This is a genomic window from Mesorhizobium sp. ESP-6-4, from assembly GCF_020164735.1.
GTDB lineage: Bacteria > Pseudomonadota > Alphaproteobacteria > Rhizobiales > Rhizobiaceae > Mesorhizobium.
This window is the reverse complement of sequence record NZ_JAIUGS010000001.1, coordinates 642,689-661,624: the sequence shown is the minus strand read 5'-3', so window position 1 is coordinate 661,624 and position 18,936 is coordinate 642,689. Positions and strand designations below refer to the sequence as shown.

Sequence of the window (18,936 nt, the reverse complement as noted above, 5' to 3'; positions counted from 1 at the left end):
TGCCGGAGCTACGCAAGGCGCCCTACCATCCGCAGGCCTTCAAGAACCGCCCGACAGTGCCGGCCATGCCATACTCCAGCGCATCCGCTGTCAACCCATGTCCGATCGATACTTCGGCTAATGCCGGAATGCGTTTGGCCAGCGGCGGCAGGTTCTTCACGGTCAGATCGTGGCCGGCATTGACACCGAGCCCGGCCGCGAACGCCGCATCAGCGGTTTTTCCCAACCTTTCCAGTTCTTTCGCCGCCTTTGCGGAATCAGAATGGTAACCTCCATATGGCCCGGTATAGAGCTCGATGCGGTCGGCGCCGGTGTCGCGAGCCGCACTGACCGCGTCCGGATCCGCGTCGGAAAACAAAGACACGCGAAACCCGCCCTTCTTCAACCGCTTGACGATCGGAGTGAGGAACGCCGCCTGGGCGACGAAGTTCCAGCCATGGTCAGAAGTCGCCTGCGCAGGGTCGTCCGGCACCAGCGTCACTTGCTCGGGCTGGTTCTTTTCGACAAGCGCCAGGAAATCCTCGGTCGGATAGCCCTCGATGTTGAACTCCGCGCCCGGAAACTCATCATCGATCAGCGCCCTGATCTCCGGCAGGTCGGAATGCCTGGTGTGCCGCTCGTCAGGGCGCGGATGGACCGTCAGCCCGTGCGCGCCGGCGGCAAGCGCTATGCGGCCAAGTCCGGTCACGCTCGGCCATGGCAGGTCGCGACGGTTGCGCAGCATGGCGACGGCGTTGAGATTGACCGAAAGCTTGGCGGGCATGAGCTGGGGTCCAGTGGATCGGCGCGCATCTATAGCGCCTTTGACGGGAACAGATAGAGGGTTTCGCGTGTTCCAGGGGATAGATGGAGGCTAAGATAAGGATTTGCCAGTGAATTTCCTCGAAGCCGTGCCGGCGATCCGCCGCATCGAAACCAACCGCGATGCGCTTTTCGCCATCGACGTCGTCGGCGATGTCTCGCCGGCCGATGCGGAAAACCTGTTCGGCCTGCTGGAGGCCGCCTACGCGCTGCATCCCAGGATCGACGTGCTGGTCAGGTTGACCGACGAGGAAAGCGTCGACTGGGCCAATATCAAGCAAGACACGCTCAAGCAGGGCGTGGCCGACGCGATGCAACATGTCGTGCGCTGCGCGGCCATCGGCGAGCCGAGTTGGGCCCCCCTCGTCGCCGGCCTTTTCCCCAAGACGCTGCCTTTCGAATTCAGGCGCTTTGGCGTCGACGACGAGGAAGCCGCCTGGCAATGGCTTGGCGCAAGACCAACGGACTAGGGTTGTTGAGATTCAGGTCAGGCCGAGCCGGAGTCGAAGACGGGCGCGAAGCGACCAAACTGGATGGTTTCCGGGAACCGGCCTACGCCGGCCGTAGCCTTCATAGAGCGGAGACGCTTATGAGAGCTTCGGCCGGCCAAGGCCGGAGCGGAGCGTGCTTGACGTATGTGAGCACCGGAAGCGCAGGAAGCCGCCATTTGCAGGCCGGCCTCACCTGAATGCCAACAACCCTAGCGCACGACCGTCAGCCGCTCGGCGGCGCGGGTGATGGCGGTGTAGAGCCAGCGCTGCCTGGTCTCCTTGAACGCCCAGCTCTCGTCGAACAGCACCACGTCGTTCCACTGCGAGCCCTGTGCCTTGTGCACGGTCAGCGCATAGCCGTAATCGAAATCGTCGAAGCGCTTCTTCTGCTGCCAGGGGATTTCGGCATCCGGATCCTCGAATGCCGCCTTGAGCAGCTTGATCTTGGCGACGCCGCGGTCGGGGTCGTCCTCTTCCGGCGAGACCAAAAGGTTGATGCCGGGCTTGACCGTCTCGCGCGACGAGGTCATCACCTTCCACAGCGAACCGTTGAGCAGCCCCTTGGCCGGGTCGTTGCGCAGGCAGACCAGCTTGTCGCCGGCTTGCGGGAAGTCGGCGTTGAACCCCTTCAGCTCGCGCAGCCGTTGATTGTAGCGCCGGCGCGTGCGGTTGGTGCCGACCAGCACCTGATCGGCCTTGAGCACCAGCTCCTGGTTGACTGCTTCCCTGCCGATCACCTGCGCCGTACCGTAATCGCCATGCATGAATTCGCGGCCCTCGCGCACGTCGAGCGCCAGCCGGATGATCGGATTGTCGCGCGCTTGGCGATGGATCTCGGTCAACAGAACGTCCGGCTCATGCTCGGTGAAGAAGCCGCCGCCCGAGATCGGCGGCAGCTGCGCCGGGTCGCCGAGCACCAGGATCGGCGTGCCGAAACTCTGCAGGTCGCGACCGAGCTGCTCGTCGACCATCGAGCATTCGTCGATGACGACAAGCTTGGCGCGCGAAATCGGGCTTTGCCGGTTGAGCGAGAAGGTCGGCGACATCGATGTCTTGCCGGTCACCTCGTCCTCAACCGATTCCTCGCCCTTCGGCCTATAGATCAGCGAATGGATGGTGCGGGCGTTGCTCGCCCCCTTCGAGCGCAGCACCTGCGCCGCCTTGCCGGTGAAGGCGGCGAACTGCACCTGGCCGTCGACATGCTCGGCGAAATAGCGCGCCAGCGTCGTCTTGCCGGTGCCGGCATAGCCGAACAGCCGAAAGACCTGCGGCCGGCCCTCCTTGAGCCAGCGCCCGACCGCTTTCAGAGCCTCATCCTGCTGGGGAGAAAATTCCATCAGTGCGACAGACCGGATTCGCTGACGAAAGACAAGATTGGCCGCTGTATCGACCGTGGTCGGCTGCGGGCGCTAGCCTCGACAACTCAGGCTACCAGTCGCCAATCGGAACGTAAAGAGAACAAAACGATCTATCGGCCTGCGCCTGGATCATTCTCCAGCAGGATAGGCTTGCCATGCGGCGTGGCATGCGCGGCGCGTTCCCAGGCGGCGGCGAGTTCATCGACCTCGCTCTTGCGGGCGACACCCTTCCTGGACAAAAGCTTCTCCAGCGCCGTCAGCCAGTGCTCGTAGTAATCCTGCCCGTCGCTCGCCGCGGCAGGCTGTTTCACCTCGGCTGACAGGGCCTCCGCCCATTCGCTCCACGAGAACAGGCCGTTGCCGTGCAGCGCAACCGTCAGGGCGAAGGCTTCGGCCTGCCACGGCTCGGCAAAGACCGGCTCATCGAAACCAGCCGGCAACGCACCTTCATGCCGGCTCAAGATAGCTCTCCCAGGCGTCGATCGAGACGCTGAGCGTCGGATCGGCGCCCTCGCCCCAGATCTCGCTCCCTTCGAACACCACCGTGTAGACCCATTGCGGGTTCTCGCCCTTGCCGTGCGCATTGCTGTCGGGGAAGACGAAGCCGTCGTGCACCGCCTCGATCCTGCCGTACTTGTCGCGCGCATAACGCGGCAGGCGCGTATGGCCGGTCGGGTTGAAATTCTTTGTGCGCACCCGGTCGCCCGGCTGAAAACGCGCCGGCGTGGCGACCGGCCGGTTGCAAGGCCCGCCCTTGGCGAGCACCGCCGGCACATCCGCCGCCTTCAGCACTCTTTTCGGCGTGGCGGCGGGATCGACTGCCTTGCCGGCCGCAAGGTCGCGCTCGGTGACGAAGCCGTGGCGTTTCAGGAGCACTTCCAGCGCCTTGATCCAGATCTGGTAGTAGCTCGATGAGTAATAGTCGGCGGGATGCAGCGATTCCCGCGCATGCCGGCTCTCGTCGATATTCCAGGCGCCCATGGACCCGGCGGTAAGTGTCACGCCGAGCGCCCGCCGCTCCCATGCCGCGTGGAAATAAGGCTCGTCCTTCTCGGGCGCGACCGGCCCGAAACCCATCTGCCCGCCGAGATCCTGCGGTCCGTTCATGCCGGTTCCCCTTCCGGCTCTTTGGCAAGCGCGGTGCCGATCATCGCATCGCGGCTGACCAGCCCTGCGAGCTGCTCTTCGCTCCAGCCCTCCGTGCCTTTCGGCCGCATCGGCACCACCAGGTAGCGAAGCTCGGCCGTCGAATCCCAGACCCTGATTTTCTTGGTTGCTGGTAGCGTCAGCCCGAACTCCGCCAGCACGCCGCGCGGATCGATCACTGCCCGCGACCTGTAGGGCGGCGCCTTGTACCAGACCGGCGGCAGGCCAAGCACCGACCACGGATAGCAGGAGCAGAGCGTGCAAACGACGAGGTTGTGCGTCTCCTCGGTGTTGAACACGGCCTGCATGTGCTCGCCCTGCCGGCCGGTGTAGCCCAGCGACGCGATTGCCGCGGTCGCGTCGCGCTTGAGCCATTCGGCATAGGCTGGATCGTTCCAGGCCTTCGCCACCACCCGCGCCCCGTTGCGCGGGCCGATCTTCGTCTCATAGGTGTCGACGATGACGTCGATGGCCGCAGGGTCGATCAGGCCCTTTTGGGTCAGGATCGTCTCCAGCGCGCGCACGTGCGCCGCGAAGGGATCGAGCTCGTTGTCGTGGTCATGATCATGGGACATGGTCACAGACTAGGATCGGCTGCGGCCGGCCGCAAGCGCCACGGCTTGGGCCAGTCGGAGCGATCTACTCGGCTGCCGTCTTCTGCGGCTCGGGTTCGCCGTCGAACAGCGAGGCTTGCTCGCCGCTTTCCACCACATGCAGCGCCGGCCGGCTCTTCTTCGACGAGAAGCTGAGCAGCCAGCCCGAGAAATTCTCGAAATAGACGTAGATCACCGGCGTGACGAACAGCGTCAGCGCCTGCGAGGCGAGCAGGCCGCCGACCACGGCAACGCCGAGCGGCTGGCGCAATTCGGCGCTGGCGCCGGTGCCGAGCGCGATCGGGAAGGTGCCCATCAACGCCGCAAGCGTCGTCATCATGATCGGCCGGAAGCGCATCAGGCAGGCTTTGTGGATGGAGTCCCTCGCCGACATGCCCTGCCGCCTGAGCTCCAGCGCGACGTCGACCATCATGATGCCGTTCTTCTTGACGATGCCGATCAGCATCAGGATGCCGATCACCGCGATCACCGACAGATCCATGCCGGCGAAGCGCAGCGCCACCACCGCGCCCAGCACCGCCGACGGCAGGCCGGTGAGGATGGTGAGCGGGTGGATGAAGCTCTCATAGAGCATGCCAAGCACGATATAGATCGTCAGGATCGCGCCGCCGATCAGCAGCCCCTGATTGGCAAGCGAATCCTGGAAGGTCTTGGCCGTGCCGGCAAAGCTGGTCGAGATCTCCTTCGGCATGCCGATCTGTTCTTTGAGCTGGTCGATGCGGGTCACTGTGTCGCCGAGCGATACGCCTTGCGGCAGGTTGTAGGAGATCGTCACCGCCGGAAGCTGACCGAGCTGATTGATCGTCAGCGCGCCGGCCGTGCGGTCGACATGGGCGAAGGCGCCGAGAGGCACCAGGCTGCCGCTCGCCGTCCGCATCTGGATGGCGAGCATCCGCTCGGGCGACCATTCGATCTTGGGATCAAGCTCGGTGATGACCTCATAGCTGTCGGCCGAACCGAAGATCGTCGAAACCTGGTCGGTGCCGAAGCCGCCATAGAGGGCGGAACGCAGCGTGTCGGTGTCGATGCCGAGTTGGGCGGCCTTGTCGCGGTCAATTACCAGCGAGGCCTGCAATGCGTTGTTTTGCAGGTCGCTGGTGACGTCGGTGAATTTCGTATGGTCCGCGGCCATCGCGTCGTTCAGCTTCTGCGCCCAGATGTCGGTCTGGCCGGTGTCGAGCCCCTGCACCACGAGCTGATAGGCGCTGGCCGACGACCGCGAGCCGAGCCGCAGGTTCTGCACGGGCTGCATATAGGTCTCGATGCCCGCCACGCCGGCCAGCTGGCGTCTCAGATCCGAAAGCACCTTCTCGATGTTGGGCCGCTGATCCTTGCCCTTGAGCTGGACGAAGAGCTGGCCCTGGTTGAGCGCGTTGTTGCCGCTGCCCGCCGACCAGGCCACATGGTCGACATAGGGCGACTTCGAAAACACGCTGGCCACCTGCCCTTGCAGCTTCGCCATGGCGTCGAACGAGATGTCCTGGCGCGCGATCGTGGTCACCGATATCTGGCCGATATCCTCCTGCGGAAAGAAGCCCTTCGGGGAGACCTGGATCACCCACACCGACGCCGCGGCGGTCGCGATGAAGACGAGGAACACCAGGAAAGTGTTTCGCAGGCAGAAGCCCAGGATCCGGTCATAGCCGCGCGTGATGAGGTCCGGCTTATGACCGGGGGCGTGCTTTTCGCGATCGGCCTTGGTCACCGACAACAGACGCGAGCAGAGCATCGGCGTCAGCGTCAGTGACACGAACATCGAGGCTAGAATGGCGACGGTCACCACGACGGCGAATTCGTTGAAGATGCGGCCGATGACGCCGCCCATCAGAAGCACCGGAATGAACACCGCCACAAGCGAGATCGAGATCGAGATGATGGTGAAGCCGATTTCGCGCGCCCCCTTCAACGAGGCGTCGAAGGCGGACAGCCCGTCCTCTTCCATATGGCGGAAGATGTTTTCCAGCATGACGATGGCGTCGTCGACGACAAGACCGACGGCCAAAGTCAATCCCATCAGCGAGATGTTGTCGATCGAGAAGCCGAACAGGAACATCGCGCCAAGCGTGGCGATCAGCGAGATCGGCACCGCCACCGCCGGGATGATCGTCGCCGTCACCCGGCGCAGGAATACGAAGATCACCAGCACCACAAGCGCGATGGTCAAGAGCAGCGTGAACTGGACGTCGTCGACGGCCTGGCGGATCGATGTCGAGCGGTCATTGAGCAGCTTGATCTGGGCGGCGCCCGGCATCTGGTCCTGGAAGGACGGCAGCATCGCCTTGACCTTGTCGACGACGTCGACGGTATTGGCGTCGGGCTGGCGCTGCACGGCCATGATGATCGCGCGCGTGCCGTCATACCAACTCGCCGTCGTCGTGGTCTGCACGGAATCGACGACGCGCGTCACGTCGCCCAGCCGCACCGGGCGGCCGTTCTTGGTGGCGATGATGAGGTTGGAGAAGCCTGCGGCGTCGGTAAGCTGTGTGTTGGCGGTAATCGTCAGCTGCTGCTTGTTGTTCTGCAGCACGCCGAGCGGGGTGTTGCTGTTGGCCGAGGTGATGGCGGCCTGCAGCTGATCGATGGAGATGCCGCGCGCGGCCAGCGCGGTCGGATCGATCTGGATGCGCACGGCGTATTTCTGCTGGCCGAAGATCGAGACCTGGGCCACGCCGTCGATGGTCGACAGCGACGGTGACATGACGTTTTCCGCGAAGGCGTCGAGGTCGGTCAGCGGGACCGTGTCGCTGACCAGCGACATCAGGAGGATCGGCGCGTCGGCCGGATTGACCTTGCGATAGCTTGGCGGCGAGGTCATTTCCGGCGGCAGCGATCTTTGCGTTCGCGCGATCGCCGCCTGGACGTCCGCGGCCGCGGCATCGATGTCGCGGTTGAGCACGAACTGAATAGCGATCGAGGTCTGGCCGAGCGAATTGGTGGTCGAGATCGAATCGATGCCAGCGATCGTCGCGAATTGCTTGATCAGCGGCGTCGCCACCGATGTCGCCATCGTCTCGGGCGACGCGCCGGGCAGGCTGGCCGAAACGTTGACCACCGGAAATTCGGCGCTGGGCAGCGCCGCCACCGGCAGGAACTTGTAGGCAAAAATACCGCCCAGAATGAGGGCGAACGACATCAAAAGGGTGGCGACAGGCTTGCGGATGCAGAATTCGGAGATCATTGGCTCGCCCCGCCGGCCTTGTCGGCCTCCGCGACCTTGGGCGATGCCTGTTCACCGGATCCCGCGGCGGCTTTGCCTTCATGCACCGCCGCGCCGTTTTTCAACCGTGTCTGGCCTTCGACGACGACCTTCTCGCCGCTCTTGAGCCCGTCGCTGATGGCGCTGTTTTGGCCTTCCGTCAGCGCCACCTGCACCGGCCGCATCTCGACGGTGTTGTCCGGCTTGACGACATAGACGAACGGCCCCTTCTGGCTGGGCTGCACCGCGACCGTCGGAACGGAGGTCATCTGCGGCATCATGCCGGCCTCGAGCACGACGTTCACATACTGCCCAGGCCACAGCGAAAGATCCGGATTCGGTATGCTCGCCCGCGTGGCGATGGTGCCGGAGGCCGTATCGACGCTGGAATCGACGAAATCGAGTGTGCCCTTGCCGATCGGCGTGGGATCGCCGGTCTTGGTCAGCGTCACGTCGCCTTGCTGTGGATCGGAGAGCGCCTTGTGCAACAGGGCAAGGTTGCTCTCGGGCAGCGTGAAGTTCACCTGCAGCGGATCCATCTGCGTGATGGTGACCAGCGGCGTCGAGCTGCTCGAGTTGCCGTTGCTGGTGGTGACGAGATCGCCGACCGACACGTTGACCGCGCCGAGCCGGCCCGAGATCGGCGCCGTAATCGTTGCATAGCTCAATTGCACGGTGTCGGCATCGATGGTCGCCTTGTCGGCGTCGATGGTGGCGGCAGCGGCCTTCTGCGCCGCCAGCGCCTGATCGTAGGTCTGCTGCGTGCCGGCCTGCTTGGCGACGAGATCCTTCGCGCGCTGCAGATCGGCCTGGGCGCTCACCAGCATCGCCTGGTCCTTGGTGAGCTGCGCCTGATCCTTGGCAAGCTGCGCCTTCAGCGCGCGGTCATCGAGCGAAATGAGCAGATCGCCGGCCTTGACCATCTGCCCGTCCTTGACCGCGATCGAGACGATCTGGCTGGAAACACGGGCATTGATATTGACCACCTCCGGTGACGAGACGAAGCCGATGGCATAGCGGCGGATCGGAAAATCGGCTGTCGTCGCGGTGGCGGAGACGATCGAGGCCGAACGCGGACCACCGCCTTTCGCATTGTCGCTTTTCGCATTATCGCCGCTCGCCGTCTTGTCCGTGGCGGCCACGCTGGCCTGCTTGCCCGAAATCAGCTGCTGGACCTTGGCCGACGTCGTGGGCGAAAGATAGAGCCCGGCGCCCGCCAGACCGGCGACCGCAACAACTGCAAAGGCGATTTTTCCGCGCATCGACAAATAAGCCTTCTACCCGACACGCCGATCCCGGTGGTCCATTCTAGCTCGCTTCACGGCCTCGTGCCGCGATTTTCGTGGAGTAGATAGGACAAGGCTTTGGCCGAAAAGGGCCAAAACGGGGCATTACGAAGATTTAATGTGCACTGCACAATAGCTAAGCAGCCGGCTAATATGCCGCCGCGGATTCTCCCGTCTGCGTAAAATGCCTCAGCGGAGCATCGGCCACAGCGTCGCCGCCAAGAGCACGCCCATGGCGATGTTGAACCATTTCAGCCGCACCGGATCTGACAGGAAGCCGCGCAGCGCCGTGCCGAAGCCGGCCCACACCGAAACGCTGGGGAGGTTGACGATGGTGAAGGCGATCGAGATCAGCGCCACCGAGACGAACGGGTGATCGGCATTGGTGTAGACGGCCATCGCGGTGATCGCCATCACCCACGCCTTGGGGTTGACCCACTGGAATGCGGCGGCGTCGATGAAGCGCATCGGCCGGCCCTGCGCCCCTTTTCCGTCGCTCATCGAGCGCGACCTGGCGATCTTCCAGGCGAGGTAGAGCAGGTAGGCGGCGCCGGCGATCTTCAGCGCCGTATGCAGCGCCGGGAACGCCGTCAGCACCGCGCCGAGCCCGAAGCCGACGGCCAGCAACAGGACCAGGAAGCCGATGCTGATGCCCAGCATATGCGGAACCGTTCTGGCGATGCCGAAATTGACGCCGGAAGCGAGCAGCATGAGGTTGTTCGGCCCCGGCGTGATCGAAGTCACGAAGGCATAGACCAACAAGGCAAGGAATGTGTCGAGCGACATGTTATCCTCCCGGATATGTCAGCCTTACTGTCCTTTTAGCAAATGCGCAAAAGCCAGAAACGGGCAACCGCCGGGCCAAGCTTGAAAAAGGATGGTCGTCCTGTTCACATTCCCTGCGGGCCGCGGTTCATCGCGGCGACGCCGGTGCGACAGATCTCGACCAGACCGAGCGGCTTCATAATGGCGATGAACTGGTCGAGCTTGGAACCCTTGCCGGTGATCTCGAAGATGAAATGCTCGGTGTTGGCATCGATGACCGAGGCGCGGAAGGCATCCGCGAGACGAAGCGCCTCGACCCGGGCGTCGCCGGTGCCGGCGACCTTGACCAGCGCGAGCTCGCGTTCCAGCGGCCGCTCCTGCCCAAGCTGATGCGAGCGCACGGTCAGGTCGACCACCCGGTGCACCGGCACGATGCGCTCGAGCTGATGCTTGATCTGCTCCATCACATGCGGCGTGCCGCGCGTCACGATGGTGATGCGCGACAGATGCTTCTCATGCTCGGTCTCGGAAACGGTAAGGCTTTCGATGTTGTAGCCGCGGCCCGAGAACAGGCCGATGACGCGGGCAAGCACGCCCGGCTCGTTGTCGACCAACACGGAAAGCGTGTGCGTTTCCGGCTTCTCGGTTTCCTTGGCGATAAAATAGGCGGAGCCGGTCGGTTGAAGGTGCTGTGCGTTCATAAGGTGAATCTCGATTTCAGACTTTTGAGCTAATTCTCTGTTTGCGCACGGCTTTCTCTCGATAGCCCCGCCTTGATGGCTGCCTACACCAATTCCCTGCCCTTGGCGTCGATGGCGTTGGCAACGGCCTCGTCGGTCGCCTCGTCCGGCAGGAGCATCTCGTTATGCGCCTTGCCCGACGGGATCATCGGGAAGCAATTGGCCAAGGTCGCCACGCGGCAGTCGAACAGCACCGGCTTCTTGACCGAGATCATCTCCTTGATCGCGTCGTCGAGCTCGTCCGGCTTGTCGCAGCGTATGCCGTGGCCGCCATAGGCTTCCGCCAGCTTGACGAAATCCGGCATCGCCTCAGTGTAGGAATGCGACAGCCGGTTGCCGTGCAGCAGCTGCTGCCATTGGCGCACCATGCCCATATACTGGTTGTTGAGGATGAATATCTTGATCGGCGCCTCGTATTGCACCGCCGAGCTCATCTCCTGCATGGTCATCTGCACCGAAGCGTCGCCGGCAATGTCGATGACCAGCGCGTCGGGATGCGCGATCTGCACGCCGAGCGCGGCCGGCAGGCCATAGCCCATCGTGCCGAGGCCGCCCGACGTCATCCAGCGATTCGGCTTGTCGAAATGATAGTGCTGCGCCGCCCACATCTGGTGCTGGCCGACCTCGGTGGTGATGTAGGTGTCCTTATCTTTGGTCAGTTCGTAGAGCCGCTGGATCGCGTATTGCGGCATGATGACGTCGTTGTTCATCTTGTAGGCGAGCGAATCCCGCGCCCGCCATTTCGCGATCTGCTCCCACCACGGATAAAGCGCCTTCTTGTCGACCTTGGCGGTCGCCCGCCACAGCCGCACCACATCTTCGAGCACCCGGCCGACATCGCCGATGATCGGCACCTCTGTATGAACGTTTTTATTGATCGACGATGGGTCGATATCGATGTGGATCTTCTTCGAGTTCGGCGAGAATGCGTTGAGCCGGCCGGTGATGCGATCGTCGAAGCGCGCGCCGATGCAGACCATCACGTCGCAGTCATGCATGGCCATGTTGGCTTCGTAGGTACCGTGCATGCCGAGCATCCCGACCCAGTTCTTGCCGGAGGCCGGATAGGCGCCCAGCCCCATCAGCGTCGAGGTGATCGGAAAACCGGTGAGATCGACCAGCTCGCGCAGCAGATGGCTGGCTTCCGGACCGGAATTGATGACGCCGCCGCCCGAATAGATGATCGGCCTCTTCGCGCCCGCCATCAGCTCGACCGCGGCCTTCACCTTTTCCAGGTCACCCTGGACCTTCGGCTGATAGCTGGTGCGCGGCGCCGTCTGCGGCGGCACGTAGATGCCCTTGGCAAACTGCACGTCCTTCGGGATGTCGACCACGACCGGGCCGGGACGCCCCGTCGTCGCGACATGGAAGGCCTCATGGATAGTGGCGGCGAGCTGGTTGACGTCCTTCACCAGCCAGTTGTGCTTGGTGCAGGGCCGCGTGATGCCCACCGTGTCGCATTCCTGGAAGGCGTCGGAGCCGATCAGCGAGGTCGGCACCTGGCCGGTCAGGCAGACCAGCGGGATCGAATCCATCAGCGCGTCCTGCAGCGGCGTCACCGCATTGGTGGCCCCGGGGCCGGACGTCACCAAAAGCACGCCGGCCTTGCCGGTCGAGCGGGCATAGCCTTCGGCCGCGTGGCCGGCGCCCTGCTCGTGCCGCACCAGAATGTGCTCGACCTCGTCCTGCTGGAAAATCTCGTCGTAGATCGGAAGCACGGCGCCGCCCGGATAGCCGAAGACGTGCTTGACGCCGTTGTCCTTCAGCGCCTGCACCACCATTTCGGCGCCCGTCATCTCGCGCCGCTCGTTCTGTCCGTTGCTCATCGGTCTGGTCCCGTAATGTTCGCCGCCTGGCGATTTGCTGGTCGTTTAGTCGTGTTCAAGGCAATAAAAAAGGCCCCCGAGGGAGCCTGTGTGATGCGCATGGGAGGTTTTCGCCCGGCGGTTACACCGCCTTGCCCACGCGCCAGCCTACGAGAATGAGTGCCGTTTTCATGGGCGCGGACAATAAGGGCCAAAACGCGGGCTCGTCAATGGGGTCCAGCGCGAATTCACTCGCCTGTGAGAGACGGCGCCTGCGCGCTACCACCGCACAGCTACCATAGTACAGTTGAGCGTCGCTCTCCGACGCACCACTATACGCTGGCAAAAGACGTGCGAGGAGGACGCATGGCTGGCGAGCACATACGCGAGATCGAGCAGGTCCTGTCCGGCGTGCGATCGTCTCGCGACGATGTCATAGTTCAATCCTGGCTGCGCTGCATCGATACCCATCGACTCGACCCGGCACGGCCGATCGAAGCCCATATCGTCCTAACAGATTGATTTCATTGCAATCGCTCATGAGCATCGCGGTTGGCAGGCTGCTTACTGCTCATGCCGGACTCTAGCAAAGTGGAGGAGAACAAATGCTCGAGAGAACACCCACCACCAAGGCGCAAGCGCTGCTCGACAAGTTCGGCAAGGCGCTGGAAGCCGGCGACATCGACAGCGCCGTCAACTGCTTCCAGGCCGATTGCTACTGGCGCGACCTCGTCACCTTCACTTGGAACCTGAAGACGATGGAGGGCCAGGACCAGATCCGCGACATGCTGCAGGTGACGTTGGCCAGCACCAAGCCGGCCGGATGGGCGGTGGCCAAGGGCGAGGAAGCGAGCGAAGACGGCGGCGTCATCACCGCCTGGATCACCTTCGAGACGAGCGTGGCGCGCGGCTTTGGCCTCGTGCGGTTCAAGGGCGACCTGATCTGGACCCTGCTCACCACCATGGCGGAGCTGAAAGGCCATGAGGAGAAAGCGGGCTTCACCCGTCCTCTCGGCGCCAAGCACGGCCACGGCAAGGGCCGCAAGACCTGGCGTGAGGAGCGCGACGACGAGATCGCCGAGCTCGGCCACACCAAGCAACCCTATGTCGTGATCATCGGCGGCGGCCAGGGCGGTATCGCGCTCGGCGCGCGGCTGAAACAACTCGGCGTGCCCACCATCATCGTCGAGAAGAACGAGCGTCCGGGCGACTCCTGGCGCAAGCGCTACAAGTCGCTCTGCCTGCACGACCCGGTCTGGTACGATCACCTGCCCTATATCGACTTCCCGAAGAACTGGCCGGTCTTCGCGCCCAAGGACAAGATCGGCGACTGGCTGGAAATGTACACCAAGGTGATGGAGCTGAACTATTGGTCTTCCACCACCGCCAAATCCGCCAAATACGACGAGAAGGCCAAGGAATGGACGATCGCCGTCGAGCGCGGCGGCAAGGAGATCGTGCTCAAGCCGAAGCAACTGGTGCTGGCGACCGGCATGTCGGGCAAGGCGAACTGGCCGAAATACAAAGGCCAGGACATCTTCAAGGGCGAGCAACAGCACTCCTCGACCCATCCCGGACCGGACAAATACCGCTGCAAGAAGGTGGTGGTCATCGGCTCCAACAACTCGGCCCACGACATCTGCGCGGCGCTGTGGGAAGGCGGCGCCGACGTGACCATGGTGCAGCGCTCGTCGACCCACATCGTCAAGTCGGACACGCTGATGGATATCGGGCTTGGCGCGCTCTACTCCGAGCAGGCGGTGGAGAACGGCATGACGACGGGCAAGGCCGACATGATCTTCGCTTCGTTGCCCTACCGCATCCTGCATGAGTTCCAGATCCCGCTTTACCGGCAGATGAGGGAGCGCGACGCGAAATTCTACGACGACCTGGAAAGGGCCGGCTTCATGCTCGACTGGGGTGATGATGGCTCGGGCCTGTTCATGAAATATCTGCGCCGCGGCTCCGGCTACTACATTGACGTCGGCGCCTGCGACCTCGTCATCGACGGCTCGATCAAATTGAAGAGCGGACCGGGCGCCGCCGTGCAGGAACTCACCGAAACCGGCGTCAAATTCGTCGACGGCACCGAATTGCCGGCTGACTTGGTGATCTATGCCACCGGCTACGGCTCTATGAACGGCTGGGCCGCCGACCTCATCTCGCAGGAGGTGGCGGACAAGGTCGGCAAGGTCTGGGGCCTCGGCTCCGCCACCACCAAGGATCCGGGTCCCTGGGAAGGCGAGCAGCGCAACATGTGGAAGCCGACGCAGCAGGAAGCGCTCTGGTTCCACGGCGGCAACCTGCACCAGTCGCGCCACTATTCGCAATATCTGTCGCTGCAGCTGAAGGCCCGCCAAGTTGGCCTGCCGACGCCTGTCTTCGGGCTGCAGGAGGTGTACCACAAGAGCTGATGCACGGCGCTCTCGCGGATAGCAGAAGCCCGGCCAACCGGGCTTCTGCCATCTATACTGCCTTTTCAGCCGCGAACTTCTTCACCACCCGCTCGAGCAACGGCACGTAGTCGCGAAAGGCCCGCGTCTTCATGTCGGCGATTTTGCCGCCTTCGTCCCAGATGCGCACGCGCACCGCTTCGTCGTGGAAGGGATTGCTGCGGAACTCAGCCACCTCCTCCGCGGCCATCGGCCCGCCCTGCAGCGACAGCGTATGCACCGAAGCTGGCGACAGCTTGCCGAAATAGGTCGGATCGGTGGCGCAGAGATAGCGCTTGGCCGAGACATGCAGCCTGACGCATTCGACGATGACCGGCGGGAAGAAGGGCGCCAGCACCTCACCGCCCGCCTCGTCATGGTGCTTGTCCTCGACGTCGTCGGGCGAATAGGTGCCGAACTCGCTGGTGTAGTGGCCGATGTCGTGCAGCAGCGCCGCCGCTACAAGCTCCTCCGGCGCGCCGTCCTGCTCGGCCAGCCACGCGCCCTGCAGCATATGCTCCGACATGGTGACCGGCTCGCCGAGATAGGATTCGGCGCCGCGGCGCTCGAAAATATCGGCGATGAATTCGACGATGTTGCCTGCGTTCAATTCGTTGGGCTTCATTCCGCCGCCTCCTTGAAACCATGCTCGATCGCCGCAAGCGTCGACAGCAGGCCGTCCTTGTCGGCGTAGCAGCCCTGCAGCCAGCGCTTGCCGCTGCCGGAAAACGCCTTGCGCGCATGCATGACGCGGGTGTTGTCGACGATGAAGGATTGCCCCGCCTCGAGCTTGAACGTCACCTCGAAAGCAGGATCCTCGATCAGCTCGGCAAACCGGCGGTAGGCCGCATAGTATTTGTCCATCGCGGCGAAGGGCACGTCGACCGCCGGCGCCAGCGAGCGGTTGTTGAAGCGGATGCAGATGAGCTCCCCATCGGGCCCGAGCTCGATCATCGGCCGCTTGGACTGGAGCCGCACGCCCGACGAGCCGGCATATTCGAAACGCGCCGGATAGGAAGAGAGCAGCCGGAAGCCCTCCGGATTTTCCGACTGAAGTGCGGCAGCCACCGCGAACCCGTCGACGACGCTGGACTCGCCGCCTTCCACCGTGTTCTCGATGCAGGCGAGGATCTGCAGCGTCGGCACCGGATCGCGATAGGGATTGTCGGTATGCGCCTGCAGCCCGAGATTGGTGTAGGCGAGATTGTTTGGATTGACCTCGGCCCGCACCTCGAACCAGCGCCCGTAATTGGTTTCCCTGATGTAGCCGAACAGGTCCGCCACCTTGCACAGCGCTCCGGATTCGGCAGGCAGGCCATCCATCACGGCAAAGCCGAAGCTGCGGACCGCGGCCAGCCAGTGCCGCAGCACATCGCTGTCGCGGCTGGCATCGGCATAGGCCGCGCGCGGCACGGAATTCTGCATCGTGGCTTTCGTCCAGCGCTCTATGTCGCCTCCCGTCCAGCCGGGTTCGCGCGCCTGCTGGCGATCATAGGCATGACTGCGCAGCCAGCCGGCGGGAAAGCCGACGGCCTTGCCTTCAGGAGCGAATGTGACCTCCAGCGCTCCGCCCCTGATCTCAGCCGCGCCGATCCGCGTCTCGGCCGGAATGTCGAGGATGGTGATCAGCCGCTGTCCGTTGCCGGCGCTGCGCGTCTTGTCGTCCAGCGCGTTGTCGCGCAGCCATATGGCATGGAAGCGGCTGCGCGCTCCGTCCTTCCAGCCAAGCTCGATGGTTCGTCCCTCGTCGCCCAGCGTCACTGTCGTCAACATGCCCAAAAGCTCCCATCCTAGATCGCGGCTGCGGGTACGGATTGCATGGTGGCTTCATCAAAGGCATAATTCAAATTATCGTTTTTCGGGTGATGGCGCTAAATTTCTGATGGCTGGAAGAACTTTCGATGCGATACCTCCGCTCGACTGGCTGCGCAGTTTCGAGGCGGCCGCCCGCCTGTCGAACTTCACTGCCGCGGCCGCCGAGCTCGGACTCACGCAAGCCGCCGTCAGCCAGCACATCCGTTTTCTGGAGGAGCGGCTCAAAACGCGATTGTTCGCGCGTCTGGCGCGCGGCGTGGCTCTGTCGCCGGAAGGCGCGGCCTATCTCCCGCACATCCAGTCGGCATTCGCGACCATCGGCAACAGCACGAACGAGCTGTTCGAGCCGCGTGCCGTGCAGATCGTCAGCATCCGCGTCCCCATCTCCTTCGCGATGCTGGTGCTGGTCCCGGCTCTTCCGGACCTGGCAAAGGTGCTGCCGCAGATCCGGCTCGATCTGGTGACCATCCATCGGCCGACCGACTACGACCAGCCGGGCTCGGCGCTCGACATACGTTTCGGCAACGGATCCTTTCCCGGGCGCGAGGCCGACCGGCTGACCGTCGAGCGGCTTGTCCCGGTCGCGGCTCCGCCGCTCGCCCAAGGTGGCGAGTGGACGTCGTTGCCGCTTCTCCTGGTGGCGGGCGCGCGCGAGATGTGGGCGGAATGGTTCGCAGCCGCGGGAGTTGCCGGCCATCCCCGGCGCTCGCACCGCTTCGACAGTTTCGTCGCCGCCATGGAAGCCGCGAAGGTCGGCGCCGGGGCGCTGCTCGGCTCGCGGCCGCTGATCGACGCGGCCCTCAAGGACAAGGTTCTCGTCAGGCTTTCCGATTTCGAGCTTTCGAGCCCATCGGGCCATTTCCTGACGAGACCGTCATCGTCGCGACTCTCCGGCGCCGAGCAGGATTTCCGCCGCTGGCTCCTGTCGCACATTGCCGGAAGTTCAGGATAGCGTGTCGGCCGCTGCCCCGATCCGTTTCCAGTAGATAAGGGTGCCGGTGAGCCCGCCGTGTGGCTTGAGCGCGAAATCGGGGATCTCTCCAGCCAAGGTGAAACCAAGTTTCTCATAAAGCCCGGCCGCGCCCTCTTCGCTGGCCGTGTCCAGCACCAGCAGCGTACGGCCTTTCTCGACGGCCAGTTTCTCCGCTGCCCGCATCAGGGCGGTCGCGACGCCTTTGCCACGATGGTCGCGGCCGGTCATCAGCTTGGCGATCTCGGCGCGGTGCGGTTGGTTGGGCGGGAAGTCGAGCAACAGCGTGACGGTGCCGGCAAGCACCTCGCCATGCCATGCGCCCAGCACCGCCCTTTCGCCGCGCGCCGCCGCGGCAAGCGACTTGCGCCAGAATTCCCGCGCGGCCTCCGCCGACAATGGATGCATGAAGCTCACCGATCCGCCGGCGGCGACCGTCTCGATCAGCAGATCGGTGAGCATAGCGATGGTCGCCGCATCGTCGCTCAGCGCCCGGATTTCAAGGGAGTTCATGCTGGCGCTCTCCAGGTGATGATATGTCGTTGACGAGGTCATTCGAAATGGCTGATGCGTTTGCGTCGTCGCGCCCGCCTGATTTCGGCGATGCGGTCGGCGTCGTCCTCGCCGAGATGGCGGCCACGCTCCAGGATCTCGAGCGTATATTCCTCGTAGGTCAGACCGAGCCGTTCGGCTCTCTCCAGCCGCATCAGCATGACGGCGTGGCTTGGCGCCTTCCAAGCCTTGTCGTGGGCGGCGCGCCAGGCGAGGAAAATGTAGGCATCGCCCTTGCCCCAGGGCGGGCCGTCATAGTCGTCGAGCGGCGGCCCGCCATTGTGCGAGCGTTTTGGCCGGCGAGACATCGGAGTCAGTCCCTGACCAGCGCCACGAGATACTCCGCCGCATCCGGTCCGGGAGCATGAAAAACGCAATCCGAGGGCGCGCCCAGCGCCAGGCAGTCGCCAGGCTCGAGCCGGTGCACCACATCGCCCTCAGTGAAGTCCAGCCTTCCGTCGATCAGCCATATCTGCTGTTTGATGAAGGCGTAGGACGCCGCCGGCAGACTGACCTTGGCACCTGCCGGAAGGCTGACCCTGACCAGTTCCAGCGGCATCTGCGATGCCGGCGATAGATGCCGCCTGATGTACCCGGTTGCCGGATCTTGCCAGATCGGCTGCTCGTCCCGGCGCGAAATACCGCCGCCTTGCATCTCGGCCCGCGCGATCAGCGTCGACAGCGTCATGCCGAAGGCCGCCGCGATGCGCACCAGAAGCGCCGCGGTCGGACTGGTCGTACCGCGTTCGATGGCGCTCAGCATCGCCTTCGAAACGTCCGAGCGCTCGGCCAATTCGGCAAGCGACCAGCCCCTCAGCGTTCTTTCGGAGCGTATCCGCCTGCCGATCGTGGCGGTAATACCATTCGATATATCATCCATTCGTCCAATATATCGGATTTTCTCGGCCTGGAAAGAGGCCAGTCGATCGAATTGTCACGGCGGGCTTAACGCTGCCTACACCATC

Annotated in this window: 19 protein-coding genes; 4 read left to right on the top strand and 15 right to left on the bottom strand. The window is 63.7% G+C overall.

Features of this window, described 5'->3' with window-relative positions:
• Positions 1-22 precede the first annotated feature (22 nt).
• Positions 23-763: a pyridoxine 5'-phosphate synthase gene (locus LB523_RS02985; RefSeq protein ID WP_095764797.1), complete on the bottom strand. Its 741-nt coding sequence runs from the start codon at positions 761-763 to the stop codon at positions 23-25.
• Positions 764-872: 109 nt separating this feature from the next.
• Here LB523_RS02985 and LB523_RS02980 point away from each other — a divergent pair, with 109 nt between their 5' ends.
• Entirely contained in the window at positions 873-1,271 is a 399-nt protein-coding gene (locus tag LB523_RS02980; protein WP_140626916.1) for an STAS/SEC14 domain-containing protein, read from the top strand.
• A 230-nt stretch (positions 1,272-1,501) separates the two neighbouring features.
• On the opposite strand, the gene LB523_RS02975 is transcribed toward LB523_RS02980, so the two are convergent.
• The 9 genes from LB523_RS02975 to LB523_RS02935 all read right to left on the bottom strand — a co-directional run bounded on the left by LB523_RS02975 (position 1,502) and on the right by LB523_RS02935 (position 12,223).
• On the bottom strand, positions 1,502-2,629 hold the full coding sequence (locus tag LB523_RS02975) for an ATP-dependent RecD-like DNA helicase (RefSeq protein ID WP_224600857.1): 1,128 nt from the start codon (positions 2,627-2,629) through the stop codon (positions 1,502-1,504).
• Positions 2,630-2,760: 131 nt separating this feature from the next.
• The gene (locus tag LB523_RS02970; protein ID WP_224600856.1) at positions 2,761-3,111 is read right to left on the bottom strand and encodes a nitrile hydratase accessory protein; all 351 of its coding nucleotides are present in this window, start codon (positions 3,109-3,111) and stop codon (positions 2,761-2,763) included.
• Entirely contained in the window at positions 3,098-3,757 is a 660-nt protein-coding gene (nthB, locus tag LB523_RS02965) for a nitrile hydratase subunit beta (RefSeq protein ID WP_224600855.1), read from the bottom strand. The genes LB523_RS02970 and nthB overlap by 14 nt, the downstream gene beginning before the upstream one ends.
• Positions 3,754-4,371, bottom strand: a complete 618-nt coding sequence (nthA, locus tag LB523_RS02960) for a nitrile hydratase subunit alpha (RefSeq protein WP_224600854.1) — start codon at positions 4,369-4,371, stop codon at positions 3,754-3,756. Before nthA ends, nthB begins: the two co-directional genes overlap by 4 nt.
• Before the next feature lie 64 nt (positions 4,372-4,435).
• Positions 4,436-7,588 carry an efflux RND transporter permease subunit gene (locus LB523_RS02955; RefSeq protein WP_224600852.1) on the bottom strand — a complete coding sequence of 1,051 codons (3,153 nt, stop codon included), beginning with the start codon at positions 7,586-7,588 and terminating at the stop codon, positions 4,436-4,438.
• On the bottom strand, positions 7,585-8,868 hold the full coding sequence (locus tag LB523_RS02950) for an efflux RND transporter periplasmic adaptor subunit (protein ID WP_224600851.1): 1,284 nt from the start codon (positions 8,866-8,868) through the stop codon (positions 7,585-7,587). The genes LB523_RS02955 and LB523_RS02950 overlap by 4 nt, the downstream gene beginning before the upstream one ends.
• Before the next feature lie 213 nt (positions 8,869-9,081).
• Positions 9,082-9,678 (bottom strand): LysE family translocator, encoded by a 597-nt coding sequence (locus LB523_RS02945; RefSeq protein ID WP_224600849.1) that lies wholly within the window; start codon positions 9,676-9,678, stop codon positions 9,082-9,084.
• 104 nt (positions 9,679-9,782) lie between these two features.
• The gene (gene ilvN / locus LB523_RS02940) at positions 9,783-10,358 is read right to left on the bottom strand and encodes an acetolactate synthase small subunit (protein ID WP_224600848.1); all 576 of its coding nucleotides are present in this window, start codon (positions 10,356-10,358) and stop codon (positions 9,783-9,785) included.
• Positions 10,359-10,441: 83 nt separating this feature from the next.
• On the bottom strand, positions 10,442-12,223 hold the full coding sequence (locus LB523_RS02935; protein WP_224600847.1) for an acetolactate synthase 3 large subunit: 1,782 nt from the start codon (positions 12,221-12,223) through the stop codon (positions 10,442-10,444).
• A 345-nt stretch (positions 12,224-12,568) separates the two neighbouring features.
• On the opposite strand from LB523_RS02935, the gene LB523_RS02930 reads away from it, so the two are divergent.
• Both LB523_RS02930 and LB523_RS02925 read left to right on the top strand, forming a co-directional pair.
• Positions 12,569-12,724: a hypothetical protein gene (locus LB523_RS02930; RefSeq protein WP_224545423.1), complete on the top strand. Its 156-nt coding sequence runs from the start codon at positions 12,569-12,571 to the stop codon at positions 12,722-12,724.
• An 83-nt stretch (positions 12,725-12,807) separates the two neighbouring features.
• Positions 12,808-14,616, top strand: a complete 1,809-nt coding sequence (locus tag LB523_RS02925) for an NAD(P)/FAD-dependent oxidoreductase (RefSeq protein ID WP_224600846.1) — start codon at positions 12,808-12,810, stop codon at positions 14,614-14,616.
• A gap of 52 nt (positions 14,617-14,668) precedes the next feature.
• On the opposite strand, the gene LB523_RS02920 is transcribed toward LB523_RS02925, so the two are convergent.
• Together LB523_RS02920 and LB523_RS02915 are read right to left on the bottom strand one after the other, a co-directional pair.
• Positions 14,669-15,259: an HD domain-containing protein gene (locus LB523_RS02920; RefSeq protein ID WP_224600845.1), complete on the bottom strand. Its 591-nt coding sequence runs from the start codon at positions 15,257-15,259 to the stop codon at positions 14,669-14,671.
• On the bottom strand, positions 15,256-16,407 hold the full coding sequence (locus LB523_RS02915; RefSeq protein WP_224600843.1) for a gamma-butyrobetaine dioxygenase: 1,152 nt from the start codon (positions 16,405-16,407) through the stop codon (positions 15,256-15,258). The genes LB523_RS02920 and LB523_RS02915 overlap by 4 nt, the downstream gene beginning before the upstream one ends.
• Positions 16,408-16,516: 109 nt before the next feature.
• Between LB523_RS02915 and LB523_RS02910 the strand changes: the two genes are divergently transcribed.
• Complete coding sequence (locus tag LB523_RS02910) at positions 16,517-17,401, top strand: LysR family transcriptional regulator (RefSeq protein WP_224522806.1); 885 nt, start codon at positions 16,517-16,519, stop codon at positions 17,399-17,401.
• Here the strand turns inward: LB523_RS02910 and LB523_RS02905 are convergent.
• Genes LB523_RS02905 through LB523_RS02895 form a run of 3 tightly spaced genes read right to left on the bottom strand, consistent with a single transcriptional unit; the run spans position 17,393 to position 18,851 of the window.
• Positions 17,393-17,932, bottom strand: a complete 540-nt coding sequence (locus LB523_RS02905; RefSeq protein ID WP_224522807.1) for a GNAT family N-acetyltransferase — start codon at positions 17,930-17,932, stop codon at positions 17,393-17,395. The genes LB523_RS02910 and LB523_RS02905 overlap by 9 nt on opposite strands.
• Positions 17,933-17,970: 38 nt before the next feature.
• Positions 17,971-18,279, bottom strand: coding sequence for a hypothetical protein (locus tag LB523_RS02900; RefSeq protein ID WP_095764783.1), 309 nt, complete (start codon positions 18,277-18,279; stop codon positions 17,971-17,973).
• Positions 18,280-18,284: 5 nt separating this feature from the next.
• Positions 18,285-18,851 (bottom strand): helix-turn-helix domain-containing protein, encoded by a 567-nt coding sequence (locus tag LB523_RS02895; RefSeq protein ID WP_224600842.1) that lies wholly within the window; start codon positions 18,849-18,851, stop codon positions 18,285-18,287.
• Between the last annotated feature and the right edge of the window lie 85 nt (positions 18,852-18,936).